23 protein-coding genes are annotated in these 25,103 nt (G+C 61.7%); 3 read left to right on the top strand and 20 right to left on the bottom strand.

Annotation, left to right across the window (positions count from 1 at the left end; translation table 11 throughout):
• Positions 1 to 10 precede the first annotated feature (10 nt).
• From ftsA to PXH66_RS04705, 16 genes are all read right to left on the bottom strand, one after another.
• A complete protein-coding gene (ftsA, locus tag PXH66_RS04780) occupies positions 11 to 1,225 on the bottom strand; it encodes a cell division protein FtsA (protein ID WP_330928416.1) in 1,215 nt (404 codons plus the stop codon).
• 13 nt (positions 1,226 to 1,238) lie between these two features.
• Entirely contained in the window at positions 1,239 to 2,195 is a 957-nt protein-coding gene (locus tag PXH66_RS04775) for a cell division protein FtsQ/DivIB (RefSeq protein ID WP_330928415.1), read from the bottom strand.
• A complete protein-coding gene (locus PXH66_RS04770; protein WP_330928414.1) occupies positions 2,192 to 3,130 on the bottom strand; it encodes a D-alanine--D-alanine ligase family protein in 939 nt (312 codons plus the stop codon). The genes PXH66_RS04775 and PXH66_RS04770 overlap by 4 nt, the downstream gene beginning before the upstream one ends.
• Positions 3,131 to 3,138: 8 nt before the next feature.
• The gene (gene murB / locus PXH66_RS04765) at positions 3,139 to 5,481 is read right to left on the bottom strand and encodes a UDP-N-acetylmuramate dehydrogenase (RefSeq protein ID WP_330928413.1); all 2,343 of its coding nucleotides are present in this window, start codon (positions 5,479 to 5,481) and stop codon (positions 3,139 to 3,141) included.
• Positions 5,478 to 6,608, bottom strand: a complete 1,131-nt coding sequence (locus tag PXH66_RS04760) for a UDP-N-acetylglucosamine--N-acetylmuramyl-(pentapeptide) pyrophosphoryl-undecaprenol N-acetylglucosamine transferase (protein ID WP_330928412.1) — start codon at positions 6,606 to 6,608, stop codon at positions 5,478 to 5,480. Before PXH66_RS04760 ends, murB begins: the two co-directional genes overlap by 4 nt.
• On the bottom strand, positions 6,605 to 7,759 hold the full coding sequence (locus PXH66_RS04755; protein ID WP_330928411.1) for an FtsW/RodA/SpoVE family cell cycle protein: 1,155 nt from the start codon (positions 7,757 to 7,759) through the stop codon (positions 6,605 to 6,607). The genes PXH66_RS04760 and PXH66_RS04755 overlap by 4 nt, the downstream gene beginning before the upstream one ends.
• Positions 7,760 to 7,807: 48 nt before the next feature.
• Entirely contained in the window at positions 7,808 to 8,992 is a 1,185-nt protein-coding gene (locus PXH66_RS04750; protein WP_330928410.1) for a LysM peptidoglycan-binding domain-containing protein, read from the bottom strand.
• A gap of 29 nt (positions 8,993 to 9,021) precedes the next feature.
• Positions 9,022 to 10,281, bottom strand: coding sequence for a UDP-N-acetylmuramoyl-L-alanine--D-glutamate ligase (gene murD, locus PXH66_RS04745; RefSeq protein WP_330928409.1), 1,260 nt, complete (start codon positions 10,279 to 10,281; stop codon positions 9,022 to 9,024).
• A 45-nt stretch (positions 10,282 to 10,326) separates the two neighbouring features.
• On the bottom strand, positions 10,327 to 11,448 hold the full coding sequence (mraY, locus tag PXH66_RS04740; RefSeq protein WP_330928408.1) for a phospho-N-acetylmuramoyl-pentapeptide-transferase: 1,122 nt from the start codon (positions 11,446 to 11,448) through the stop codon (positions 10,327 to 10,329).
• A gap of 3 nt (positions 11,449 to 11,451) precedes the next feature.
• Complete coding sequence (locus PXH66_RS04735; RefSeq protein WP_330928407.1) at positions 11,452 to 12,843, bottom strand: UDP-N-acetylmuramoyl-tripeptide--D-alanyl-D-alanine ligase; 1,392 nt, start codon at positions 12,841 to 12,843, stop codon at positions 11,452 to 11,454.
• Between the two features lie 32 nt (positions 12,844 to 12,875).
• Positions 12,876 to 14,360, bottom strand: a complete 1,485-nt coding sequence (locus PXH66_RS04730; protein WP_330928406.1) for a UDP-N-acetylmuramoyl-L-alanyl-D-glutamate--2,6-diaminopimelate ligase — start codon at positions 14,358 to 14,360, stop codon at positions 12,876 to 12,878.
• A 101-nt stretch (positions 14,361 to 14,461) separates the two neighbouring features.
• Complete coding sequence (locus PXH66_RS04725) at positions 14,462 to 16,345, bottom strand: peptidoglycan D,D-transpeptidase FtsI family protein (protein ID WP_330928405.1); 1,884 nt, start codon at positions 16,343 to 16,345, stop codon at positions 14,462 to 14,464.
• An 11-nt stretch (positions 16,346 to 16,356) separates the two neighbouring features.
• Positions 16,357 to 16,764 (bottom strand): hypothetical protein, encoded by a 408-nt coding sequence (locus tag PXH66_RS04720; protein WP_330928404.1) that lies wholly within the window; start codon positions 16,762 to 16,764, stop codon positions 16,357 to 16,359.
• 18 nt (positions 16,765 to 16,782) lie between these two features.
• Complete coding sequence (gene rsmH, locus PXH66_RS04715; protein ID WP_330928403.1) at positions 16,783 to 17,703, bottom strand: 16S rRNA (cytosine(1402)-N(4))-methyltransferase RsmH; 921 nt, start codon at positions 17,701 to 17,703, stop codon at positions 16,783 to 16,785.
• A 16-nt stretch (positions 17,704 to 17,719) separates the two neighbouring features.
• Entirely contained in the window at positions 17,720 to 17,953 is a 234-nt protein-coding gene (locus tag PXH66_RS04710; RefSeq protein WP_330928402.1) for a hypothetical protein, read from the bottom strand.
• Between the two features lie 2 nt (positions 17,954 to 17,955).
• Positions 17,956 to 18,267, bottom strand: coding sequence for an MraZ C-terminal domain-containing protein (locus PXH66_RS04705; protein ID WP_330932244.1), 312 nt, complete (start codon positions 18,265 to 18,267; stop codon positions 17,956 to 17,958).
• A gap of 351 nt (positions 18,268 to 18,618) precedes the next feature.
• Here PXH66_RS04705 and PXH66_RS04700 point away from each other — a divergent pair, with 351 nt between their 5' ends.
• Positions 18,619 to 18,924, top strand: a complete 306-nt coding sequence (locus PXH66_RS04700; RefSeq protein WP_330928400.1) for a DUF971 domain-containing protein — start codon at positions 18,619 to 18,621, stop codon at positions 18,922 to 18,924.
• A gap of 45 nt (positions 18,925 to 18,969) precedes the next feature.
• Here PXH66_RS04700 and PXH66_RS04695 read toward each other — a convergent pair whose 3' ends face one another.
• Positions 18,970 to 19,800, bottom strand: coding sequence for a PP2C family protein-serine/threonine phosphatase (locus PXH66_RS04695; protein ID WP_330928399.1), 831 nt, complete (start codon positions 19,798 to 19,800; stop codon positions 18,970 to 18,972).
• 119 nt (positions 19,801 to 19,919) lie between these two features.
• Here PXH66_RS04695 and hisI point away from each other — a divergent pair, with 119 nt between their 5' ends.
• Positions 19,920 to 20,366 (top strand): phosphoribosyl-AMP cyclohydrolase, encoded by a 447-nt coding sequence (gene hisI / locus PXH66_RS04690; RefSeq protein WP_330928398.1) that lies wholly within the window; start codon positions 19,920 to 19,922, stop codon positions 20,364 to 20,366.
• 61 nt (positions 20,367 to 20,427) lie between these two features.
• On the opposite strand, the gene lpxA is transcribed toward hisI, so the two are convergent.
• Positions 20,428 to 21,213 (bottom strand): acyl-ACP--UDP-N-acetylglucosamine O-acyltransferase, encoded by a 786-nt coding sequence (gene lpxA, locus PXH66_RS04685; RefSeq protein WP_330928397.1) that lies wholly within the window; start codon positions 21,211 to 21,213, stop codon positions 20,428 to 20,430.
• Positions 21,214 to 21,227: 14 nt separating this feature from the next.
• A complete protein-coding gene (locus PXH66_RS04680; RefSeq protein WP_330932243.1) occupies positions 21,228 to 22,544 on the bottom strand; it encodes a bifunctional UDP-3-O-[3-hydroxymyristoyl] N-acetylglucosamine deacetylase/3-hydroxyacyl-ACP dehydratase in 1,317 nt (438 codons plus the stop codon).
• A gap of 137 nt (positions 22,545 to 22,681) precedes the next feature.
• Here PXH66_RS04680 and efp point away from each other — a divergent pair, with 137 nt between their 5' ends.
• Complete coding sequence (efp, locus tag PXH66_RS04675) at positions 22,682 to 23,239, top strand: elongation factor P (protein WP_330928395.1); 558 nt, start codon at positions 22,682 to 22,684, stop codon at positions 23,237 to 23,239.
• 454 nt (positions 23,240 to 23,693) lie between these two features.
• On the opposite strand, the gene PXH66_RS04670 is transcribed toward efp, so the two are convergent.
• Positions 23,694 to 25,049, bottom strand: a complete 1,356-nt coding sequence (locus PXH66_RS04670; protein WP_330932242.1) for a thymidine phosphorylase — start codon at positions 25,047 to 25,049, stop codon at positions 23,694 to 23,696.
• Positions 25,050 to 25,103 lie beyond the last annotated feature (54 nt).

Here is a 25,103-nt window from a genome sequence, read left to right as displayed (position 1 = left end):
GGCGTGGAGGTCAGGATCCGACCGTGAAGAGTTTGCGGAACAGTCCGCCCGGTTTGGTCCGACGGGTCGCGGGTCCGTCCGCGCGACCTTGCAAGCCGAAGTGCAACAGACCCAACACCGCGGTGTGCGACGGATCCTGAAGTTTTTCATCCACCCCCGGCGGCAACTCTCCCAGTTGGGCCGGGAGATCGAAGACTTTTGCCGCCGTCTCCGCGATGCCGGGAAGCTTCGACGTGCCACCAGTAAGCACGACGCCGACCGGGCAGTGCTCGGGATTGAGCGCAGCGCCGAGTTTCTTTTTCACGATTTCAAGCAGTTCCCAAACGCGTGCCGACGTAATCATCTCGATCGTCTGCCGCGGGAACTGACGGTCACCGATGGCGAAGTCGCCGTTCAGCCACACGCGATCGCTCTTCTCACGCGTGATCTGATTCGCGCGGCCGTGGCGAATCTTCAGTTTCTCGGCCTGACTCTCCGTCACCCGCAGACCCAGCGTGAGGTCGTTGGTGATGTGCGTGCCGCCGACCGGCAGCACCCCGGTCATGAAGGGACTGCCATCGCGGTAGAGCACATAGTCCGTGGTGCCGGCGCCGATATCGAGCACGAGCACCCCGTGCTGCCGATCCTGCAGCGTCGTCACCATGGTTCCCGCGCCGAGACTCGACAAAATCATGTCACCCACGCGCACGTCAAAACCACGAATCACATGGATGCTGTTGGCGATCTGGGCTTCCTGCCCGTGCACGGTCCAGTAACCGACCTCGAGTCGCTTGCCATTCAAGTGCTCGGGATTCGTGCCCACCATTTTGCCGTCCAATTGAAACGGACGTCGGATGTGATGCACCACCATGCGGCCTTCGGGCAGCGCCTTGGCTTTGGCGAGACGACACACCGTATCGATGTCGAGTTGGCTCACCGTGTTGTCGGCCGCGCTCACGCTCGCCGAGGCTTGATTGTAGAACCCTTCGAGATGACCACCGGTCTGGGCCAGGTAAACTTCATCGATCTTCACTCCGGCACTCTGCTCCGCCGTGATCAGCGCCGTGTGCGCCGCATCACTGGCCGCCTTGAAATCCGTCACGACGCCCTTGATGACCCCGTGCGACTGGCATTCGCCGAAGCCGATCAAATTGATGCTCTTGCCGTTGACGATTTCACCGATGAGAACGGCAACTTTGGATGTGCCAATTTCGACGGCACCAATGAAGCGGGATTTGGAACTCACGATAGGTAAACGGTCAATTGTGGAGGGGGAATCGAACGGAAGGGACGCCGCGGTCGGCACCGCTGACAGGCGGGGGAAGATCCATGGCGACCGGCACTTGAGCGGGCCCGATCGCCAAGTTGATCGATCGCATGGGCGCTACGGCCCGGCCGCGAATCTCGTCCAAAATGTAGTCGAGTCGTGCGATCTGCGTATAGAAGTCTTCCCGTAAGCCAAAGATGATCTCGGGAACCCGGGCGGAACGCACCACGATGTGCCCATCGCGGGCAATATGCTCGAGTGAAACAATCCGCCAATCCGCGTAAAGCAGCGGCGCATCGGTGCGCGCCGTCGCGAGCAGATCCGCCAACCGGTCGATGTGCCCCAACGGTTCAAATCCGTCCCCGGCGGGAACCAGTCGCACTCCGGCCAACCACGGCAGGTCCGTTTGCTCCTGCGCCAAAGACCCGTGGCCGGCAAAAACCGTGCCGTCACGGGCCACGAGAAAGTCTCTCAACTCCGCGCCCGCTAATTGGGCTTTGAGTTTTACCACGGCGGTGCGTTCTTCCAACACCACGCGCAGCGTGTCCGGATACTCCCGCTTCAACACCGCGGACTTGACCTGCCGGTGCGCCAGCAATCGTTCGCGCAGCGCATACAGGTCGAGTTCCATCAAACCGACGTCCCGCGGAATCTGCAGCGTCGCCTCCACCCATGCCTGGTCCAGCACCCCATCGGTCTCGACCACGATGTGTTCCACCGGACGACTGTTGGCGGCGGCGGCCCAGCGGTTGGGGTCGTCCTGCAATACATTCCAGACCAGCCAACTGCCGCACGCCAGACTGACGCCCGTCACGACGAGCGCGATGTTGCGCAGGGTGCGTGCGGTCAGTCGCCGACGACCTTCACGCGACATGGCCCGCGGCGTGATCTGCTGCGGGATATCGCGCCAACTGCGCGCCGTGGGAGTGGTGGTGGGTGAATCGCTCATGCCTCGGTTGCCAATTTTCGATGGTTTGAAAAACGTTCACAGGCGGACTTCACCAGTTCTCCAACCAGCGCCGTAAAATCCACTCCTGCACACTTTGCTCCCATCGGCAAAAGACTCGTTTCTTTCATGCCGGGAAGCGTGTTGATTTCGAGCAAAAAGCACTCGTTTTTCGCCGTAATCATAAAATCAATACGAGCATAGTCCCGACACCCGCAGACGGCGAACGCTCGTTCCGCGGATTCTTGCAGTTCGCGCGTCATTTCCGACGACAACGGCGCCGGCGCCAGATACTCCGTCAAACCCTTGGTATACTTGGATTGGTAGTCGAAAACCCCCGACCTCGGCACGATCTCCACCACGGGCAACGCCCGGCCATGGAGGATGCCCACCGTGACTTCGCGCCCCGTGATGCATTGCTCCGCCAACCAATCCCCGCTGGTGATATTGTTAAGTTTGGTGTCGATCGCCTCCACTCCGTGACAAATCGCCAGCCCCACGCTGCTGCCACCGCACTTCGGCTTAAAAACGATGCCTCCGCCCAACGCCCTGATCAGCTCGGCGCAATTCGGCTTGCGGTCCCCGGTGAAAGAAACTCCGGCCGGAACCACCCCACCCGCCGCCGCCACGGCGCGCTTGGTGCGTTCCTTGTCGAACGTAAGTTCACTACTGATACGGTCACACCCGGCGTAACTGATTCCCGCATCGTCCAGGAGCTGCTGCATGGCGCCGTCTTCACCAAACGTGCCGTGCAAGGTGGAGAACACCACATCCCGTCGCGGATCGATTCCCGGCGGCACCGCTTCGACGGTGACATCGATGAATACGGTCGGGAATAGCCGCGCCAACGCGATGGCGCAGGCTTTGCCCGATCCCAACGAAACCTCGCGCTCCGGCGACGTGCCCCCGGCCAACACCACGATGCGAGGGGTGTTCAAATCCGCCTTCACAACACGTCCTCCCACTCGCTGCCGTAGAGCAGCACTTCGGGCTGAAGTTCCGTGCCGGTCTGACGCTGCACCTCCGCCCGCACCCGCCGGACGAGTTCGATGACTTCCGCACTGGTGGCATGGCCGCGGTTGATGATGAAATTCCCATGCACCGTGGATACTTCGGCGTCGCCGATGCGTTCGCCTTTCAACCCACACATATCGATCAACCGTCCCGCCGAATCGTCGCCCGGATTCTTGAAAATACATCCCGCACTCGGCTCCCGCGGTTGGGACTCTTGCCGCTTGCTGCGGTAAACATCGATTTGGCGGCTGATTTTCGTCGCCTCACTTACGGTGGCCGGCCGCAACACCGCGCCGATCGCGATGGCCTGCTCCAGTTCCCGACAATGCCGGTAACCGACGTGCAGTTCGTCGCGCCGCAATGTCATGCGCTCTCCGGCCAATGTCAGCAGTTCCAATGCGTCCACCACGTCGAACATCCAGCCGCCCATGGCGCCGGCGTTCATGCGTAGAGCGCCGCCCAAATTGCCGGGAATGCCTTCCAAAAATTCGAACCCCTGCAATCCCGCCTTGGCCGCGAGACCGCAAAGATTTTTCAACCGCAACCCGGCCCCCACGCGCACCCGCCCGTCCTCCAACGGCGTGAAGGTTTCCCACCCCGCCCGTCGCAGCGAAACCACCACGCCGTCCACCCCCGCATCGGGCACCAACAGATTCGAGCCCCGTCCCAACATCCGCAGCGGCAGCCCCCGCGCATGCACCCGCCGCACGACTTCCTGCAATTCGGCGGCGTCGGCCGGCTCCACATACACCCGGGCCGCGCCCCCCACCCGCAGCGTCGTCTTGTTCGCCAAGGGTTCCTCCCGCGCCACCTTGCCCGCGGCTGAAACCACCGCGCGCAATTCCGCCGCCAATTGGTCCCATTGTTCGACGCGGGCGGCTTCGTCGTCCAACACCGCCAGCCACTCCCGCGCTCGCAATTCGATGTCACCCGCGCCGACAAAAACCACGCAGTCACCCGGGCGACGTGATTGTCTTAACAATTCCAATACGCCGGCCGCATCCCCCGGCAGGTAGTTCACCGGCAGGCGCGGCGAAAGCCGCATGAGCTCGGCATACAGATCAGCGGTCGTGCCGCCGGTCAGGGGTGCTTCGCCGGCCGCGTAAACATCGAGCAAATGCAGGGAATCAGCCACCCCCAGAGCCGCCGCAAACTCGGCCTTGAACTGCCGGGTGCGACTGAATCGATGCGGCTGAAAGACCACCACCAGACGCTCCCCTTCCACCAGGTCCCGGCGCAAGCTGTGCAAGAGCGCCCGAATCTCGGCGGGGTGATGCGCATAGTCTTCAATCACCGTCAGATCATGACCGTGCCGCAGCACGGTCTGCCGCCGACGCACGCCCGGAAAATCCGCCAGCAGATTTGCGTTCAACGGCGCCCCCATCAGCTGCGCCGCCGCGACCGCCCCACTGGCGTTCAGCGCGTTGAATTCCCCCCGGGCCGCAACCGTTTGAGCTGAGATGGCAAACGCACCGGCCCACGCCAACTCCAAGCTGCCGCCCTGGACCGTGGCTTCAATCATCTGAAATTCGCCCGTGCGACCAAAGGTCACCATCCGCGCCGATGACGGCTTGCTCGCAAACAGACGCATCGTGGTGGCGCAGGCGTCGGAACCCATCACGACTTCCGTGGTTCGCGCCATCAAACCGGCAAACGCCGCTTCGAGCGTCCGTTGTTCCGTGTAATGATCGGCATGATCCCAATCCAGATTGACGACCAACGTAAATGCGGGGGCGAAATGGGCGATGGTGCCGTCACTCTCGTCGATTTCGGCCACCAACCATTCACTTTCTCCCACGGCCGCCGGTGCCCACGCGTCGTTTCCCCACAAGCCACCCAGCACATAACTCACATCCCAGCCCGCCGTCCGCAACGCGCTGACCAACATGGCCGTCACCGTGGTCTTGCCGTGCGAACCGCACACCCCGACCAGTCGACGCTCCCGGGCCACCGCCGCCAACAGTTCCCCCCGCCGCATACTGGGGATTTCGGCCGTTCGCGCTGCTTGACGCGTGGCATGTTCCGGGGAGATGGCGGCGGAATAAACCAGCAGGTCGGTCTCCGCGGGCAGTTTACCGCTCGATTCGAGCTCCACTCCGGCGCGGGTAAGCTGCGCGGCCATGCCCGGATTCAGATGGTCGTCCTCGCCGCTCACCGTCCACCCGCGTCGGGCCAGATAAATGGCCAACGGCCCGAGCCCCATTCCGCCCACGCCCACGGCATGGATGTGGCGCACGGTCCGGCCTTTGAGCAAAGGAGTCGCGTCGTCTTTCATGAGCGCGCTAATTGGGTCGGTGACGACGAATCGTGGCGCGGCGGTGAAGCCAGATTTTCCATGTCTTCAAACATGAGATCGAGCGTGCTCGCCATGTTCATGCGGGAAATATTGGCGCGTAACTCGGATCGCCGCTCTTCATCCGCCACCAACTGCTCCACCACGCCTTGCAGCTGATCGATGTCACTTTCCTCGACCATGATGCCCCCGCCCTGATGCGCAAACTCGGCGGCGTTGGCCGCCTGGTGATTGTCCGCAGCGGTGGGATACGGCACCAACACCGCGGGCACACCGCACGCCACCAGTTCGGCAATCGTGCCGGCGCCGGATCGGGACACCACCAGATCGCTGGCGGAAAACAGCTCGGCCATACGATCACAAAACGGAATCGAGACCGACTTGATCGTCTCACCGTTCGGTCCCTTGAACGCATCAACCCGACCTTCGCTCTTGCCCGGCCCGGTCACCACCAGCATCTGCACCCCGTTGGCGGCGAGCAATGGCGCACTTTTTTCCGCCCACGTATTCAGAGCCCGGGCCCCCTGGCTTCCCCCGAGCACGGCCACGGTAATCTTGTTGGGATCGAGTCCGAAATGTTCCGCGCCGTCCGGACGCGGCAGGCGCATGATTTCCTGTCGCACCGGCAATCCGGCGTGACGCAGTTTCTCATGATTGACTTCTTCCAGCGTCACTTCGCGCGGCAAATAGACGCGTCGCGCAAACCGGGCCAAAGCTCGCACCGCGCGACCCGGCACGCGATTGGCTTCGTGCAATGCCACCGGCACCCGCATCATCCACCCGGCCACGATGATGGCGGCGGTCGTGAATCCTCCGAAACCTACAATCATGTCCGGTCGCTCATGCCGCACCAACCGGATTGAGAACAGCAGCCCCCGGGTTTGATGCAGCGCAAAACCCAACAACCCCGTCGGCGTCATGATCAACGGCGCGCCCGGAATCCGGCTGAATCGAAAATTCGGATACTTCGCCGTGAGCTGCCGGTCGATCTGCTTCTCCGATATCAGCAACAGGGTTTCGTGGCCGCGATCCCGCAGCCGCTCCGCCAACGCCACTCCCGGCGCGAGGTGACCGCCGGTCCCGCCGCATGCGATCACGAACTTACTCACGCGACGACCTCCTCCATGGTGCGTTTGCGACGGTGCAACGCCGGTTTCGCCCAGTTGCGAGCGCTGTTGATGATCACCCCGACGAGCAGTCCCATCAGCAGCAAATTCGACAGACCGGCGCTGATGAACGGCAGCGACATTCCCTTGGTGGGCAACAGCCCCGTCACCACGCCGAGATTGATCATCGCCTGCATGGTGACGAGCAGGACCGCGCCCGCCACGAGCAGAAATTGGAACAGGTTGGGGGCGCGCCGCAGATGCAACAGGCCCAGCAGGAAAATGACTGCGAACGTGACCACCACTCCGAGCGTGAACCACAATCCCATCTCTTCTCCCATCACCGCGAAAATGAAGTCCGTGTGCGCTTCGGGCAGGAAGTTGATCTGTTGCCTTCCCTGGCCAATGCCGGCGCCATGCACGCCGCCCACTGCGAACGCGGCCAGCGATTGATAAAGTTGGTAGGTGCCGTCGAGCTTGTTGCCTTCGACATCCAAAAAGGCGGTGAACCGATGCAGGCGATTGGCATTGTTCATCACCAACACGGCAAAACCCGCCACGGCCGCCCCGACCGTGGGCAGAATGTAAAGCCAACGGGCTCCGGCCAAAAACAGGAGGATAAGCCCCACCGCCACCGTGAGCGCGGCCGTGCCAAAGTCGGGTTGCAGCAAAACCAAGCCCGCAAACAATCCGATCAACCCCAACGGTAACACGTAGCCGCGTTTGAACTCGGTGATGCGGGTTTGGTTAATGGCGAGGTAATGGGCCAGACAGAATACCATCGCCAGTTTGGCGAACTCCGACGCCTGCACGCGCACCGGCCCCAACCCGAGCCAACGACGACTGCCATTGACGGAAACACCCACGCCCGGGATCGCGGTCAGCACCAGCGCCACAACGGCGGCGATGCCCAGAATCCACACATGCCGGCGCATGCCTTCGAGATCGAGTCGGCTTACCACCAAGCAGAGCACCACGGCGGCACCGATGCCGATCGCTTGCTTGATGAGATAGTAAAATGGTCCCTGTTCAAACGAAGTCGTGGCGCTGAACAATACCGGCAGGCCAACAATCAACAATCCCACCACACAGATCACAATCAGCGCGGCCGGGCTCTGGGCGAAACCGGAGGAAGAACGGGGAGATTCAGACACGATGGGTTCGGTTACGAAGAAATGGTGGGTTAACTCGTTCGGCGAGACTCAGCGAAACTCAGGCGGACCGTCCGTGTTCTGACCGCCCACATTGATCGTGCGGATGGGCTCTTCGTCCTCCTCCGGCACGCTCTGCACCTGGATGACCGGCACCTCGTCGAGCGACATCGTTTCCAAGCCGTCATCGAGGTCGGTGTCGTCGCTCACACTGCTGGTCGTCGGACGACTGGTGGTCGTCGCGGCGGACGTCGTGGGTTTGGCCGCGGGAGGAGGCGCGTCCCAGCCGGGAATGACCAACTCCTGCCCCGGACGGATCAACGACGGATCACGAATCTGATTGGCCAAGGCGACGTCCCCCATTTTCACGCCGTAACGGCGCGCAATCACGGTCAGACTTTCGCCCGACGCGACGACATGTTTGTAGGAACCTTTCGCCGGTGGGGGGGCGGCCGGAGTGGACGCGGTGGACTCCGCCGTGGTCGCACTCGCCGACGAGGTGGCCGAAGCGGGCGCGTCCGGGATGACCAAGCGATCCCCCACCCGCACGAGGTCACTGGAGAGATTATTGAACGCCTTGAGCTTCGCCACGGTGGTGCCGTTGAGGCGGGCGATCTTGCCCAGCGTATCGCCGGACTTGATCACGTAAATCGTCTCCGGCGCGGACGAAGCCTTGCTGCCGGATTCCCGACTAGGCGGCACCGGAGCGGCGACCTTGCCGGGGATGACAATGACCTGATCCAAGCGCAGACCGGCATCGGGGGCCAGGTTGTTGGCCGCCGCGAGTTCGCGCACCGACACGTTGTTCTTTTTGGCCAGTGCCCACAGGCTGTCACCGCGCTTCACCGTGTAAGTGGCGGCGGGCATCACGTCCACGCTCGCCGTCGGTTGCATGGCGGTGGCAACCGTCGAACCGGGACGAGTCGGCGAATAACGCGTGCCGCCCGTAGACAGGGAGTTGGCGGCGACGGCGGGAGCGTTGGGATCAAACGTGGGTTGCGATGCGGTCGCCAGCGGCGGGTTGAGATCGCGGTCGGTCAGTTCGGGAGCGGCCGAGAACGTGCCACCGGGGGTCGAGCTGGCCGGGTAGGCATCGCCCTCCGGGGCCCCGTCATTGACGGCGGTGGTCGTGGAGTTGGCGTGATCGGTGGTGCGGCAGCCCGGAATGGCGATCGCGAGCACAAGCACGGCGATGTGCAACGCCACGACGGCTCCGAGGATGTTGAGAAGTTTCATGATGGGAAACGGTGCTGAGGGTTGGAGAATTAAAGCGAGACGGGATCCGCTGCCGCCAGGGCGCGGACCAAAGTTTCAAACTGCTGACCGCGATCGGCGTAGCCGCGAAAGGCGTCCAGACTCGAGAAGCCCGGACTCAGTAACACGTGGTCACCGGCGGTGGCTAAGTTTGCAGCGGCGTTGACCGCGTCGGCCAGGTCAACGCACACCCGGTGCGGCACGGCTGCCGCGCCCAGGAACGTAGCCAAGATATTACGCGTTTCCCCGATCAACAAGACCTGTTTGATTCGAGGGGAGATTCTTTCGACGAACCCGGCCATGTCGCCCCCTTTGGCCCGGCCACCCGCGATCAAAATAACCTGACTGCCAAACTTCGTCAGCGCCGCTTCGACGGCATGGAAATTGGTCGCCTTGGAATCATTCCACCACGTCACCCCGGCATTCTCCGCTACATTGGCCAAGCGATGGGGGCCGATGGTAAACGACTGGGCGGCGGCATAAAGCACGGGTTCCCGCAAACCCGCCGCCCGCCACCAGGCCGCCGCGAGCAAAAAGTTTTCCCGCTGCGGCTGATCCTCGAAAACCGTGCCCCGCAACAACACGTCACCGGCCGGATCCTCTGTATCGATCACGGCGCTGTCCGGCAGACTTTGACCAAACCGCGCTGCAGCGCGCTGCACACTCGAACCCGCGAAAACCTCTCCGCCTACCGCCCGTTCAAACAATCGCCACTTGGCCTCGAAATACGCCTGCATGGAACCATGACGCTCCAGATGGTCCTCCGCGAAGTTCGTCCAAATCGCGGCATCGGCCCGGAAGTGTCGCAACATTTCCGCCTGGAATGAACTGATCTCGCACACCGCGATGGAATCCGGCGCCCCGCCATCACGATCGACCACGATCTGGCTGAAGGCCGCGCCGATGTTGCCGACCGACCACGCGTCGACTCCCGCCGCGTTGAGCGCATACGTAAGCAGCTCCGTCAACGTGGTCTTACCGTTGGTGCCGGTGATCGCGACCACCGCGCCCCGCCAGAACAACGACGCAAAATCCACTTCCGCCAAACACACGAGCCCGGCCGAACGGGCCTCCACCACCCACGCATGGCGGGGCGCGAAACCCGGTGAGACGATCACCATCCGGTGGTCGCCGGGCCGAAAGTTGCTGCGGATCTCGCCGGTGCCCTGCTCGTCGTAAATCACCGCCGTGCCCCCGAGGTGCGCCACGAGGTTCGCGGCGGCCCGACCGCTCACCCCGGCTCCCAGCACCGCCACGGGAGCGGAGATCAAGGGAGTGATAAATGGCGGTGAGTTGAGCATAAACCTAGATATATCCTAGCGCAGTTTCAGCGTGCCGAGTCCGGCCAGGGCGCACATCAAAGAAAGTATCCAAAACCTCAGCACGACTTTGGTTTCCGGCCAGCCTCGTTTTTGAAAATGATGGTGTATCGGAGCCATGCGGAAAAACCGCCGGCCTTCCCCAAATCGGCGTCGAGTAGATTTGAAATAGCCCACCTGAATGATGACCGACAACGCCTCGGCCACGAAGACGCCGCCCACCACGATGAGGGTAAGCGGTTGTTGCACCATGAACGCAATCACGCCGATCAAACCGCCCAAGGCCAGCGATCCGGTGTCACCCATGAACACCTCCGCCGGATGAGAGTTATACCATAAAAACGCCATGCCCGCTCCGACGAGCGCGCTGCAAATAACCGCAAGCTCCCCCGCCCGCGGCACGTAGCCGATCAAAAGATAGTCCGCGATGCGGGTATTGCCGGCCGCATACGCCATGATGCCGTAGACGAGGGCCACCGTGATCGTGCAGCCAATGGCCAGGCCATCGAGTCCATCGGTCAGGTTGATCGCATTACTGAATCCCACCACCCAGAAGAACATCATCACAAACAGCAGAATCATTCCGCTGACCCCCAGAAACAGGAAAATGGGTTCCTTGAAAAACGGCACCCACAGCTCTCGTATGTGAGCCTGACTGGTTGGGTTCGTGGCCAACAAGACCAGCGCAATCGTGGTGACGGCCGTCTGCCAGAAAAGTTTTTCGCGCGACGAAATTCCGTCCCGATTCTTTTTCACCGCCTTCAGGTAATCATCGCGAAACCCCACCACCGTCAGCGCGGTGTAAACAAACAGCGACGTGAGCACCCACACATTGGGTTCCGCCCACAGCAGGGTGCTGATCGCCACGGAAATATAGATCAGCAATCCGCCCATGGTCGGCGTGTTCTTCTTGTCGAAGCGCGTCGCCAGATCACCGGTGCGATCGTCGTCGTAATGTTGTCCAAGTTTGAGTCGTTGCAGTTTCGCAATCAACCAGGGTCCGATAATGAAACCCACCACGGTCGCAGTGCCCGCGGCCAACAACGCTCGCAGCGTAAGATAACGCAGCACGCGCAGAGGCCCCCAGATGTGTTCGTATTCGGCGAGGTAAGATAACATCGGTCAGTGCAGCGCGACGGCTGATTCCTCCAACAAAGTTTCCAAGTGATAACGGCGACTGCCTTTGATGAATATCGGTCCGGTCCAGTCGTCCATCCGATGTCCGATCTGCTCCGTCGCATCGAATATCTCGATTTGGTCGGGACTCGCGCCTTGCAGTCGCGCGCCTTCGCGGACGGCTGCGTTACCGGTGCCAATCGCCAGCACGCGATCATGCGGTCCCAGCGCCAACGATGCGCCCAAACCAAGATGTTGAGCTTCCGACTCCGCGCCCAGTTCTTCCATGCCTCCGAGCACATAGAGCCGCGCCGTCGCATCAGTCGTCAGTTCTTTGAACACCTGCAACGCATCCGCCATGGCCGCAGGGTTGGCGTTGTAGCAATCCACGTAAACCAAGCGACCACGATCCCGCCGCACTTCACCGCGCAACGGTGCCGCGCCCCACCCGATCAACCGCTCGCGAATTTTTGCCGGCTCCACGCCCAACCATCGGGCCACGCAAATCGCCAGCACCGCATTCTGGGTCATGCCATCGCTGACCCGACGGAATTCGTAGAGCTCCGGCGCCGCATCGTCGTTGACCGGCGCCACGCTCACTCCCGTGCGCGCATCCCGATGTGACACGGCGTAATAAATCGTGTCTCGCGCCGCCGGTTCCGGGCGAATCACATCCGCTCGTTCCACTTTGAGTCGACGCACCGGCAACGCCTGGAACGCCGGTAAATTGGCCACGACATCCGGCAAAATCGCCACGCCGGTTTCGCGAGCGGCCGCCGGGAGCAGGGCTTTCTCGCGCGCCACCCCATCGATGTCCCCCAGCCCGGCGGTGTGGGCGCGATCGACGAGCGTGATGACCGCCACATCGGGCTCGATCATCTCCGCCAGCGGCTTCATTTCGTCCGGTCCACTGATCCCCGCCTCGATGATCGCGTAGCCGTGCCGCTCGGGATCAAGTCGGGTCAGCGTCAACGGCACGCCAAGGTGGTTGTTCAGATTTCCTTCCGTCGCCAACGCGCGCTCCCCGAGCAGCAACGCGAGTAAATCCTTCGTCGAGGTCTTGCCCGCACTGCCGGAGATCCCGGCCACCGGCCCCGGAAAATTGCGCCGATGCTCGCGGGCAATGACCTGAAAGGCGGTCAGCGTATGGGGGACGACCAGCTGCGGCAAATCCACGTCCGGCCGCAACGTGCTCACCAGGGCCGCGGCGGCACCGGCGGCGGCCGCGGCGGGCAAAAAGTCGTGACCGTCCCGCGTTTCCGTGCGCAGGGCGACGAACATTTGCCCCGCCTTGATTCGCCGGGTGTCGATGGCGAACCCTTCCACGGGGACAGCCGGTAAGCCGGTCCATTGACCACCCGACCAAGCGGCGAGTTCTGTGGTGTCGAATTGGGGCACGAGACGCGAAGTTACGGCAGCAGGTAAAAGTCCTAGGAGGCGGCGATGCGTTTAATGGCGATGAGCTCCCGCGCGACGAGGCGATCATCGAAAGGAACCACCGTGTCGGCAAATTCCTGATACGGTTCATGGCCCTTGCCCGCGATGAGCAGGCTGTCACCCGGCTTGGCCATATCGAGGGCGAGGCTGATGGCGCGACGACGATCCTCGATCCAGGTGATCTTGCTCGGGTCGGTCACGCCTTCCTCCATGTCATGAAAAATCTGGGAAAGTTCCTCGCGCCGGGGGTTGTCCGCCGTGGCGAAAACGAAATCGGCCTGCTCCTGCACGGCGCGCACCATCATGGCCCGTTTGGCCCGGTCGCGATTACCGCCGCAGCCAAAGACCACCAACAGACGACCGGGCGTCACGGGACGCAGCATCGCCACCGCGTTGCGCAGGGCGTCGTCGGTGTGGGCGTAGTCGACGAGCACATTGAAGGGCTGGCCTTCCTCGACGCGTTCCATGCGACCCGGCACGCCGGCAAACGAATCGAGGCGACCGACAAAGGCCGCCGGATCGCGTCCCATGCCGTAGGCGGTCGCCACGGCGGCGAGCACGTTGGAGAGATTGAACCGACCGATCAGCGGCGACGAGACGGTCATCTCGCCCTGCGGCCAGATCAGGCGAAAGCTGGTTTCCTTAAAACCAAACACGACGTCTTCCGCCCGCACCTTGGCTTCGGTGTTTTCGCCGTAGGTGACGTGCGCCTGGTTGCGGTCGAGTCGTGCGAGCAACTGGGAACTATAAGGATCATCCAGATTGATGACCGCCACGACCGGACGCGGTCCCTGCTCCCCGGTGAACAATCGGGATTTGACTTCAAAATACTCCTCCATCGACGAGTGATAATCGAGGTGGTCGCGCGTGAGGTTGGTGTAGACCGCCGCGCCAAAACGCAGGCCGTTGATGCGCTGCTGGTCGATGCCGTGGGAACTGACTTCCATGACGGCTTCGCGGCAGCCGGCGTCCCGCATCTGGGCGAGCATGCCGTAAGTGTCGATCGCCTCGGGCGTGGTCTTGAACGACGGCACGGTGCGGGCCCCGAGGTCGTAGGAAATCGTGCCGAGCAAACCGACCGGGGTTTCGCCCCCGAGGAAATGACGCACGAGATGCGCGACCGTGGTCTTGCCATTGGTGCCGGTGATACCGACCACGTTGAGATCGCGATCGGGCGACTTGTTGAATCGCTGCGCCACGGTGGCCACGAGCGCGCGGGGGTTGGCCGCGTGGATGTAGGTAACCTTGCTGGGCACGGTGCGGGGCATCGATTCCGCCACGATCGCGACGGCACCGCGGGAGATGGCTTCGTCCACGTAATGCGCGCCATCGGTGCGCAAACCCGGCAGGGCAAAGAAGACGTTGCCCGGCACGACGCGACGGCTGTCGATCGCCAGGCCGGAGATCGGGCGCGACAGACTGCCCTTGACGGCAATCACCTCGTCTTCGCTCAGATAGTCGGAGAGTTTTGGAGCCATTCTGAATACACGGTTACGAGCGAGAGTTTCGCGGCGGGTGCGGGCGGGGATGCGGGAGCTAAAGGCGTGAATGAGGGGATAGTCTTGCGTCAGATAACCGATCACCGTCGGCCTCCTTCCAATGCTAGTTGGGATGAGTTCGAGTCATCCACAGGTTTAATATCGAGATATGAAATCAGGCGTTCCGCGACGCGGCGGAAGGTCGGCACGGCCACCACCGAACCGTAGTTGACGCGGGAACCCGTGGTGACGCGCGCGTCGTCCACGATCACCGTGACGACGACCTTCGGGTCGGTGGCGGGAAAGAACCCGACGAAGGAGCCCACGTGGTGCTTCTTGGAGTAACGGCCATCCACGAGTTTCTGGGCCGTGCCCGTTTTACCCGCGATCTGGTAACCGGGAATCGCGGCGGCCTTGGCGGTGCCGTCTTCGGTCACGCCCATGAGCATGCGGGCCATTTGTCCGGCGACGCGTTCCTGCATGACCCGGCGGCGCACGATGCCGCCCAGGTTGTAGATCGCCTCACCGTTCAGGTCGCGGATTTCGCGCACGAGCTGCGGCTGCAACAACTCTCCCCCGCTGGCAATCGTGGCCATGGCGTAGTGGATCTGCAGCGGCGTGGCCGAGATGCTGTAACCGGCGGGGATACGCGTGATTTCCAGCGCGCTCCATTTGTCGGGCGTGTTCAGCAGGCCCTGGCTTTCGTAACCGAGCGGAAATCCGCTCTTCTCCCCGAAGCCAAACTTGCGGGCAAAATCGTAGAGGCCGCGCTCGCCCAGTTTCATGCCCAGTTGGGCCGCCCCGATGTTACTCGAATGCGAGATGATTTCGGACACCGACAACGGATGGTCGTAGACATGATCGTCCGGCATGAACCGCCGCTCGCGCCCGCGATACTCGATCGAGTCGATGGAACAATTGAACAAAGTCCGCGGGGTGACCAGACCCTCTTCCAACGCTCCGGAGGCCGCGACAATCTTGAAAGTCGAGCCCGGGTCGAGCAGATCAGTCACGGCCACGTTGCGCTGCACCTCCATGGGCGCGGAGCCGTAGGCATTGAGATCAAATGTCGGGTAGTTGCCCATCCCAAGGATGAACCCGCTCTCCGCATCGGTCACGATGATCGAGGCCTTCTGCGGCTGGTATTCGGTCGCGATGCGGGTGAGCTCCGATTCGATGAGGTGTTGCACCACCGAATCAATGGAGAGCATCACGCTGAAGCCGTCGGCGGCGGGCACCTCGCGCGTTCGAAATTGCGCCATCTCCCGGCGACGACCATCTTTTTCGGACTCGGTCCAACCGTCCTGACCGCGCAAATAAAAATCGGCAAATGCCTCGACCCCGCCGGAGGGTTGGTCCTCCTGATTCACGAAACCGATGATGTGCGCCGCGAGCTGTTTGCGGGGATAAACCCGTTGATACATGCGGCGCACCGTCAGTCCGCGCGGCAACCCGTGATTGCTGTCGTAGTGGCGCGTGGCCTCGGGCCCCAGCTCGCTGACATCAATGGCGGTGAGTTGGTTGAAAACGCTCTCGGCCACCCCGTCGTGCAGTTTGACCCAACGCGACTTCACCCGGTTGTCGCGGTATCCGGGAGTCCAATACGATTCGACTTCGGCCGGAGCGAGGTCGAGGATGCGAGCCAGTTCGAGGCGTTTGTTGCGCTCGATCGACTCGATCAAAACGGCTTGGTCGACACTGCGCTTTTCCGTCTGCTCGATATATTCGACCAATGCCCAGGGATCGACCGCCAGTTCCACCAGCGTGCGGGAGGTGGCCAGCACATCGCCCTTGGCATCGACAATATCGCCCCGACGCGCCTGATCCGTTTCGACCGTGCGCCGGGCCCGATTGACGTAACTGACCAAGCGTTCGCGATCCAGCACGTGCAAGTGCACCAGCCGCGCCCCCACGCCGACGAACCCCACGAGAATCGTGGTGGCGACGAGAACAAGACGATAGCTGGAAGCGAAGCCCTTGGACATTCAGATCAGTTTCAACGGGACCCGCGGGATACGAAACTGAAGCGAACCGACTCCACGTCGTCCGTCAGCTCACGTGAGAATATTTCCAGATTGCGCTTGGCCGCCAGGCGCTCCGCCGGCGACTCATCGATGCGCACGATGTTCATTTCGGCCGGCTCCACCAAGCCGAGAGCCATGGCCACGTTCTTGGCTTCGAGCGCGTCGGGGGCCTGTTCCACCGCGAGGCGGGCCGTGGTCTCGGCGAGACGACGTTCGACGGCCGCCAGCTTGCCTTCCGACTGCTTGGTGGCGGCGGCGCTCTGCGAAATCTGATGACGCATCCACACGATGCCCAGTCCCACGGAGCCGTTGAACCCAATGGTCAAGAGCATGTAGATGAGCAGTTTGTTGATGAAGGCGTGAGCAGTGGACTTTTGCATGATCGGACGGGGTAAAAATCAGAATTTGCGCAGGCCGCGGAGTTTGGCGGACCGGCTGCGCGGGTTGGTGGCGAGTTCGGTTTCACCGGCGGTGAGCGGCTTGCGCGTGAGGGCTTCGGCGAATTTAGGCCGCAGGTCCTGCGGCGTGGAATCGGACGTGCCGACCGGCTGGCCGCATTGGCGGCGGAAGAATTGCTTCACGGGACGATCCTCCAAGGAGTGAAAGCTGATCACAGCGAGCACGCCGGCGGAGTTGAGCCGTTCGAACGCGGCCGGCAGGGCGCGCTCAATCGCACCGATCTCGTCGTTCACCGCAATGCGCACCCCTTGGAAGGTGCGGGTGGCGGGATGGATTTTGCTCTGACGCCGCTGCGCCGCGGGAATCGCCTCCGCAATCACCTCCGCCAACGAAACCGTGCGGGAGAGTTGTCCGGTGCCGCGAGCGGCGATGAGCGCCCGCACGACCCGACGCCAACTCTTCTCTTCGCCCCAGTTGCGCACCGCCCGCACCAGCATGTCTTCGGTGGCCGTCTCCAACCACTGGGAAGCCGGCACGCCGGACCGCGGGTCCATCCGCATGTCGGCCGGAGCATCATGGCGGAAGGAGAAACCCCGCTCGCTCTGATCGAGTTGAAAAGAGGAGACGCCCAGGTCAAACAACGCCCCGTCGAGACCACCCACGTCGAGATCGGCGAGCTGACCGAAGTCGCGGTCAATGAGCTGAAAGCGGTCGCCAAATTCGGTGACGAGCGGCTGGGCGCGTTCCCGGGCCGCGGGGTCGCGGTCGAGGGCGATCACCGTGACATCGTCCGCACTCTCCAAGATGGCACGCGTGTGTCCGCCGCCGCCAAACGTGGCGTCGAGCAGCCGGGCCCCCGCCCGCGGCGCGAGCAGCGACAAAACCTCGGCGAGGAGAACAGGTTGGTGGCCGGGCGTCATGACAAGGGAGCAAGGTTCAGTCGCGATGACGTCCATGTCGGCTTCTCCAGAGAACGAGACGGTCCACGGCCGACGGCAGCGCGGCCGGAGACTTGAACGGGGCGAAGTAGGCTTCGAGAATGGTCCGGCGCCGGCGCAGTGCGGTGAGCTTGGCGGCGTCGTCGGCCCCGAGGTTGACGGCCGAGGCTCCGAAACCCGCCGCGGCGGTGACGCGGTTTGGTTTCGGCAGGTCGAAATGATTGATGATCATCGTCAGATCCCGAACCGCCGCATGACGTTGCCCTGACTGGACGGCGTCGATTTTTGCTCGGCGATCGCCCAGCGTGCCGGGCTGTAGAGGTTGAATTTATTAAAGCCTCCCACGAGCACGACTTCCTCCTTCGGACCTTTCAGTTCCGCGTGGTGGAAGAGTGATTCGACGAGGGCGATACGTCCCTGGCTATCAAACTTGAAGGCCTGAGTGCTGGCCATGAAGGCACTGATCTCATCCTGGGCTTCGACATCGGAAAGGGGCACCTCGGCGAACTTGTCGTAGAGTTTATCCGCTTCGACGGGAGGAAGCACAGTTACGTAACCTCCTGGATTAGGGATAGCTAGGAAAGTTGTTTCCTTATCAAACAAGCTCCGCCACGCCGACGGAATCGTGACACGATTCTTATCGTCGAGGTTATGCCGGTATTTGCCGGTGAGATAAGGTTTTCCAGAGGTAGTCATCCGCGAAAAGCACTCATGTGCCCCATTCCTCCCCAAACGGCCCCATTTCGCCCCCTTCGTCAAGGATTTACCCCCTAGAGCCCCATGCTTTTACGATAAAGTTATTCACAAACATCACGGTTGGGTTTCGCCGTAACCTGCGCGCCGCGGCTGTGAATAACGCTGGAGCACCGCCCGCTGTCGCCTATCGTCGGGGCCAAAATGGACGCACCAACCAACATCCAGCTTGTGGGCACCGAGGTCGCGATCGCGTGGAGCGACGGGGCTGAAACCTATTTCCAATCGGAAATGTTGCGGGCCGCTTCACCCAGTGCCGAAAACGTCGGTGAGCGCGATATTCTGGGGAATCAATACGGCGGCGACGGCGCGACGAAGTTTCCCGGGGTCCTGGTGGAAGGCTGGGAAATCGTCGGCAACTACGCGGTGCGATTCGATTTCAGCGACGGTCACCGCACGGGACTGTATAGCTTCGGCTACCTGCGCGACCTCGCCCGCAAGGGGGAGTGAGGTTCCGGACCGACTGACCTCGGCGGCCAGCCGAGCCGCCCCATTCTATTTCGCGTCGAGGGCGACGCAGCGCGCGACGATCACCGTGACGTTGTCGCGTCCCGACAGATGGTTGGCGCGTTGCACGAGTCCGTCGGCGGCCGACTCCAGTGTCATCTCGCCGCGGCTCACAGCCCCCAGAAATCCGGCAATCTCGGCATCCTGCACGCCGTCGTTGAGCCCATCGCTGCAAATCAGCAGAGCGTCCCCCGCCCGGATCGTGGTCAGGTCGCAATCGGGCGCCAGTCCGGCATCGCCGCCGCCGAGGCATTGATCGATGACATGTCGGCCCGGATGAGCGCGGGCGTCGGTTTCGGACAATTGCCCTCCCTGGCGCAAACGACCCACGGGAGAGTGATCGACGCTGAGTTCCTCCAGCCAATCGTCGCGCAGGCGATAGATCCGGCTGTCGCCCACTTGTCCCACCACCACGCGCACACCTTCGATCCACAAAAACGACAAGGTCGCCCCCATTCCGCCCCACTGCGGGTTGGAGCACGAGGCGCGCAGGATCGCTTTGTTGGATTTGAGCAAGGCGTCATGCGCGATCTTGATCGGGTGCCCTTCGGCACGGGAGTCGGCGATGAGGCCCTGTGTTTCCTGCACGGCAATGCGGCTGGCGACTTCCCCCGCATTCGCGCCGCCGAGTCCATCGCTCACGCCCAACCATGCGCCGGCGTCGAGTTCCAAACGTCCACTACCCTTGCTAATCAAATCCGAGGCAAACGAACTGAGGGGGCCCGCCCACCAGGCATCCTCGTTGTTGGCGCGACGCAAACCGACATCGGTGGCTCCGGCGTATTCGAGAACGAGTTGCGAAAGGGCTGGCGTGGGCATGAACCTCGGGAACGTGCATTAGTGATCCCATGGGGCGCAATCCTCAGATGTGAATTGTTTCAGCGCCCCGTAACCCACGCTGGACGCACCAGCGTTATTTTCCCACGTTCTCCCCTCTCATGGCCGTATTTCCAGAACGCACCACCCGCGCCGAGGTTGAACTCGGTTCCACGCTCCAGCCCAAATTCGGGCCCGACGGACTCATTCCGTGCATCACGCAGGATCACGCCACCGGAGAAGTGCTGATGTTTGCCTTCATGAACGCGGAGTCACTCGGACTCACCCTGTCGAGCGGCAAGGCCACCTACTGGAGCCGCTCCCGGTCGAAGTTGTGGATGAAGGGCGAGGAATCCGGCAACGTGCAGCTGGTGCGGGAAATCCGCACGGACTGCGATCAGGATGTGGTGTTGATCAAGGTCGAACAATCCGGCCCCGCCAACGCCTCCTGCCACAATGGCTACAAGAGCTGCTTTTACCGCCGTTTGGTGGATCCGGCGGACCCGACCTTTAAGCTCGAGACCACCACGGAGCCGCTGTTCGACCCCAAGACCGTCTATAAAAAGTAGGTGGACGGCGAGGCCGCTCGCTCCTGCTGCGCGCCAAAGCCGAAAACGACTTTAAACGCCCTTAAGCGCCGGGCGCGAGACCGCGGTGGCTGGACTCCGCAAACGCCAGCACCGCCCGAAACTCATCGGAATCGGCGGCCGCGTGCGCTTTGAGCTTTTCCAAGGCCTGGCTGCGGTTGAGCCCGTCGCGAAACAGCGTCCGGAACAGATGCTTGATCCGATCGAGCTGCTCCGGTGTGAAACCGCGGCGTTCGAGACCGATTTTGTTGATCGCCCGAATCACGGCGGGTTGCCCGTCGGCGATCATAAACGGCGCGATGTCCTGCACGATTTTCGCGTAAGCGCTGATCATGGCGTGGGCGCCGATGCGGCAAAACTGGTGAATGCCGGAAACAGCTCCGAACACCACGTGATCCTCGACCACGCAATGACCGGCGATGCCTGTGCTGTTGCTGGCGATGATGTGGTTGCCGAGCACGCAATCGTGCGCGACGTGGCAATGAGCCAGCAGCACGTTGTCGTGACCCACCACCGTCATGGCATCGGGATCGGTGCCGGTATGCACGGTCACATACTCCCGAAATACATTGCGGTCGCCGATCCGCACGCCGGGATTTCCTCCCCGGTATTTCAGGTCCTGGGTTTTGGCTCCAATATTGGCAAACGGGTAAACCTCGCAGCCCGCGCCCATGATGGTATTGCCCTCGACCGCGGCATGATGATGCAGCCGGGTGCCGTCGCCCAGCTCAACGCCCGGCCCCACAAAAGCCAGTGGGCCGACGTCGACATCGGCGCCGAGTTGCGCCGTCGGATCGACGACGGCGGTGGGATGAATCTGGGTGGACATGGTGAGGTGACGAACTACTCGGTTTCCGTCACGATCGCAAACATGAGCTCGGCTCCGGAAACCACCTGGCCATTGACGGAACAGGTGCACTCGGCCTGCGCCATTTTGGTGCCGCGCATTTTCACGATCTTGGCATTGATGATCAACTGGTCACCCGGCAGCACCGGTTTGCGGAATTTTACTTTATCGGCGCTAAGGAAAAACGCCGTGCTGCCCGCCCGTTCGCCCTTGCGCAGCATGATGATGCCGGCGGCCTGGGCCATGGCTTCCAGTTGGAGCACGCCGGGCATGACGGGACTTTCGGGGAAGTGCCCCATGAAATAGGGCTCGTTGATCGTCACGTTTTTGATCGCGACCAGCGCGTCGTCGCCGATGAACTCCACCACCCGATCGACCATCACAAACGGATAGCGGTGCGGAATGGTTTCGAGGATGCGGCGGATATCGAGGGAGGTTTCCGTCGGCAGCACGATGGTGGGACGCTTTTTCTTTTTCTTCGCTCGCTCCGCCATTTTCTCAGCCAAGGCCTTGGTCAAATCAGCATTAATGGCGTGGCCGGGGCGCGTCGCGATGATGTGCGCTTTGAGCGGCAGACCGAGCAGCGTGATATCGCCGATGATATCCAGAATCTTGTGACGCACGAACTCGTCCTTAAACCGCAGCGGGTCCTTGGACATGATCTTGTCACCCTTGATCACGATGGCGCAGTCGAGTGAACCGCCCTTGATTTTACCGGCCTTGAGCAACTCCTCAATGTCCTCGAATATCGTGAACGTGCGCGACGCGGCGATCTGCGTGATGTAGGCGTCGGGATCGATATCGAGCGTGAGGTGCTGCGTATGAATGCCGCGATCATCCGCCGAGGTGCAGGTGATCTTGAAGCCGTCGTGTGGCAACGCGATCAACGAGGAGTTGCCCTTGGTCACCGAGACCGGCTCATCCAGGACAAAATATTCGCGCGTGGCGTCCTGCTCGGTCGGTTCGCCCGCGAGGATCACGTCAACGAAGGGTTTGGCCGATCCGTCCATGATGGGCGGCTCGGACGCATCCATTTCGATGACGGCATTGTCGATGCCGCAACCCGTGAGGGCGCTCAGCACGTGCTCCACCAGATTGATCTTGGTGTGGCCCTCCTGGATGGTGGTGTTGCGCACCAAATCAGTCACTTGGGCCACGCGAGGTTTGATCTCGGGTTGGCCGGAAAGGTCGGTGCGTTTAAAGACGAGGCCGGCACCGGCGGGCGCAGGCTTAAGGGTAAGCGTGACGGCTTGCCCTGTGTGCAAACCCTGGCCGGTGACCGAAACCTCACGCGTTAGCGTGCGTTGTTTCATGTAGTTGCGCGAATCTCGAACCATGCACGTGCACAGGGCAAGTCCCGAGATGCAGAGACCGGCGAGACCCTTGACAGTCGCCGGGGCGGTTCGTTAACCATCGACCTTTTCAATCCCTCCACACCCTTTCCCACACCATGCCTTCCGCCAATGATGTCCGCCGCGGCCAAGTTGTTAAATACAACGGTGCCCCTCACTTGATCCTCGAAACCAACCATCGCACGCCGGGCAACCTGCGCGCTTTCGTCCAGATCAAGATGCGCAATCTCATCTACGGGAAATCCCTCGACCAACGGTTCTCCTCCTCGGATCAGATGGATGTGCTCATGACCGAGCGTAAGAAATTGGAGTTCAGCTACGCCGATCGCGATCAGTTCGCGTTCATGGACCCGGAGACCTTTGAAACGATCGAGCTCTCCGCCGAACTCATTGGCGACGCCAAGAACTACCTGACGCCCAATGGCGAAGTCGAGGTGCTCTACGTCGACGAAAACCCGATCACGGTCGACCTGCCGACATCCGTGGTTCTCGAGGTCACCGAAAGCGCCGATGGCATCAAGGGCGACACGGCCAGCAACGTGCAAAAGCCGGCCACCATGGAAACCGGCCTCGTGGTGCAAGTCCCGCTCTTCATCAAGGAAGGCGAGAAACTGAAGATCAGCACCTCCGACGGCTCCTACATGGGCCGCGCCTGATACGGCGGCGATTTTGCCGCGATCCTTCTCGAACCCGCACCGCCTCCGGCCGTGCGGGTTTTTTTGTGCAGGTTGTAACCCGACATTCGTCCCCACTCTTGTCGGCCGCCTGCTTGCAGCCGCTCGCGTCGTATTTTAGAGGTTCGCATCAGCCTAATTAACGCAGTTCACAGAAGGTAAAAAAGTTAACAAAGCTTTGTAATAAAGTGAGTTAAATCGAGTAAGCTGCATGACATCCAACTCACCCTACGGGTGAATGAATTGATGCCCATAATCGCCTGCAACTCGTTCCAGCTTCGTGCTCTTCGTTGCCTTCTGTAAAATCCAACTGCGGAATCTCGGATCAGAGCGCCTGAGACCAGGCGCCCTACCGCGGACACACCGCGCATCCGCAACAAAAAGGCCGATGCAATACGCATCGGCCTTGAAAGGGATTGGGAAATCTCGCGGACGATCAAGCCACGCGCTCCACCACCAACGGCGGCGGCGTCGGACGCTTCGGCGCGAGACGGTAGGCACTCTTGAAGTATTCCAACGCCTGCTCGAGTTTGGACTCGTCGTTGTAGTGAATCATCATGAGCGGCTCGCCCTGTTTCACCTGCGTGCCCACCTTGCGGATCTCGGACACACCCACGGCGTAGTCGATCTTGCCGGCGGTCTTGCCCTTGCCGCCGGAGGGCCCGGCGCCGAGAATGTGCACCCCGCGCGCGATCATCGCGGCGTTGATGGTGTGGACGTAGCCGCGCTTCGGAGCCGGCAGTTTGCGGATGTGCTTGGCTTCGCCAAACTTCTCCGGGTTGTCGATGTAAGAGGTGTCACCGCCTTGCGCGGAGATGAGATCCTTGAGCTTTTCGAGCGCCGAACCGTCCGTGAGGTGACGTTGCACGGTTTGCTTGGCGGAAAGTGTCGAACCGGCAACACCGGCGAGACGGACGATTTCCATACCGAGCTTGAGCACGAGTTCCTGCAGATCCTCGGGACCTTCGCCCTTGAGCAATTGAATCGCTTCCTTGAGTTCCAACGCCGTGCCGACGGTATCGCCGAGCGGTTGGTTCATGTCGGTGACCAGTGCGACGCAACGGCGTTTCATGGAGCGACCGACCCGGGTCATCGAACGAGCGAGCTGCTTGGCCTGCTCCAGATCCTTGATGAAGGAACCGTTGCCCCACTTGACGTCGATCACGAGACCCTCGGAACCCTCGGCGAGTTTCTTGGAGAGCACGGAACCCGTGATGAGCGGGAGGCTCGGGATCGTTCCCGTGGCCTTGCGCATCGCGTAATACTTGGCGTCGGCCGGAGCGAGATCCTTGTCCTGCTTGACGATGGCGCCGCCGATCTTCTCGAGCTGCTTCACGAAATCGTCGATGGAGAGCTCGTCCTTGAACCCCGGCACCGCCGAGAGCTTGGTCAACGTGTTGATGATGTAATCGTGCTCATTGCCGCACATCATCGGGACCACGACTCCGGCCGCCATGGCCAAAGGCACGAGAACGAGGGAGGTTTTGTCGCCCACCCCACCCGTGGAATATTTGTCGATCTTGGGCTTCGCAATATGGGAGAGGTCGATCACCTCGCCCGACAGCATCATCTCCTCCGTCAATTCCGCCGTCTCTTGAGCGGACATTTGCTGAAAATAGATCGCCATCAACAGCGCCGACAACTGGTGGTCCGGCAAATCTCCATCCAGGGTGCTATCGATTATGAAGCGGATTTCTTCTTGAGTGAATTCACCACCATCGCGTTTCTTTTCGATCAAGAATTCGAAGGTTGGCTTGATAAACCTGCGTGGAGGCAGTGTGCGTTTGCTCATGTGTAATGTGAATAACTGAAGGACCTTTCTGGCCGTAAACCTTCAAGGTTAGGT

The organism is Synoicihabitans lomoniglobus (assembly GCF_029023725.1).
Classification (GTDB): Bacteria; Verrucomicrobiota; Verrucomicrobiia; order Opitutales; family Opitutaceae; genus Actomonas; species Actomonas lomonigloba.
Note: the sequence above shows the minus strand (reverse complement) of the source record. Positions and strands in the feature narration are given on the sequence as shown.

Bases quoted from the DNA above. Each gene is read 5' to 3' on its own strand.
- PXH66_RS04775 (WP_330928415.1), bottom strand. From the start codon at position 2,195: ATGAGCGATTCACCCACCACCACTCCCACGGCGCGCAGTTGGCGCGAT.
- murB (WP_330928413.1), bottom strand. From the start codon at position 5,481: ATGAAAGACGACGCGACTCCTTTGCTCAAAGGCCGGACCGTGCGCCAC.
- PXH66_RS04750 (WP_330928410.1), bottom strand. From the start codon at position 8,992: ATGAAACTTCTCAACATCCTCGGAGCCGTCGTGGCGTTGCACATCGCC.
- mraY (WP_330928408.1), bottom strand. From the start codon at position 11,448: ATGTTATCTTACCTCGCCGAATACGAACACATCTGGGGGCCTCTGCGC.
- PXH66_RS04730 (WP_330928406.1), bottom strand. From the start codon at position 14,360: ATGGCTCCAAAACTCTCCGACTATCTGAGCGAAGACGAGGTGATTGCC.
- PXH66_RS04725 (WP_330928405.1), bottom strand. From the start codon at position 16,345: ATGTCCAAGGGCTTCGCTTCCAGCTATCGTCTTGTTCTCGTCGCCACC.
- PXH66_RS04720 (WP_330928404.1), bottom strand. From the start codon at position 16,764: ATGCAAAAGTCCACTGCTCACGCCTTCATCAACAAACTGCTCATCTAC.
- rsmH (WP_330928403.1), bottom strand. From the start codon at position 17,703: ATGACGCCCGGCCACCAACCTGTTCTCCTCGCCGAGGTTTTGTCGCTG.
- PXH66_RS04710 (WP_330928402.1), bottom strand. From the start codon at position 17,953: ATGATCATCAATCATTTCGACCTGCCGAAACCAAACCGCGTCACCGCC.
- PXH66_RS04700 (WP_330928400.1), top strand. From the start codon at position 18,619: ATGGACGCACCAACCAACATCCAGCTTGTGGGCACCGAGGTCGCGATC.
- PXH66_RS04695 (WP_330928399.1), bottom strand. From the start codon at position 19,800: ATGCCCACGCCAGCCCTTTCGCAACTCGTTCTCGAATACGCCGGAGCC.
- hisI (WP_330928398.1), top strand. From the start codon at position 19,920: ATGGCCGTATTTCCAGAACGCACCACCCGCGCCGAGGTTGAACTCGGT.
- lpxA (WP_330928397.1), bottom strand. From the start codon at position 21,213: ATGTCCACCCAGATTCATCCCACCGCCGTCGTCGATCCGACGGCGCAA.
- PXH66_RS04680 (WP_330932243.1), bottom strand. From the start codon at position 22,544: ATGAAACAACGCACGCTAACGCGTGAGGTTTCGGTCACCGGCCAGGGT.
- efp (WP_330928395.1), top strand. From the start codon at position 22,682: ATGCCTTCCGCCAATGATGTCCGCCGCGGCCAAGTTGTTAAATACAAC.
- PXH66_RS04670 (WP_330932242.1), bottom strand. From the start codon at position 25,049: ATGAGCAAACGCACACTGCCTCCACGCAGGTTTATCAAGCCAACCTTC.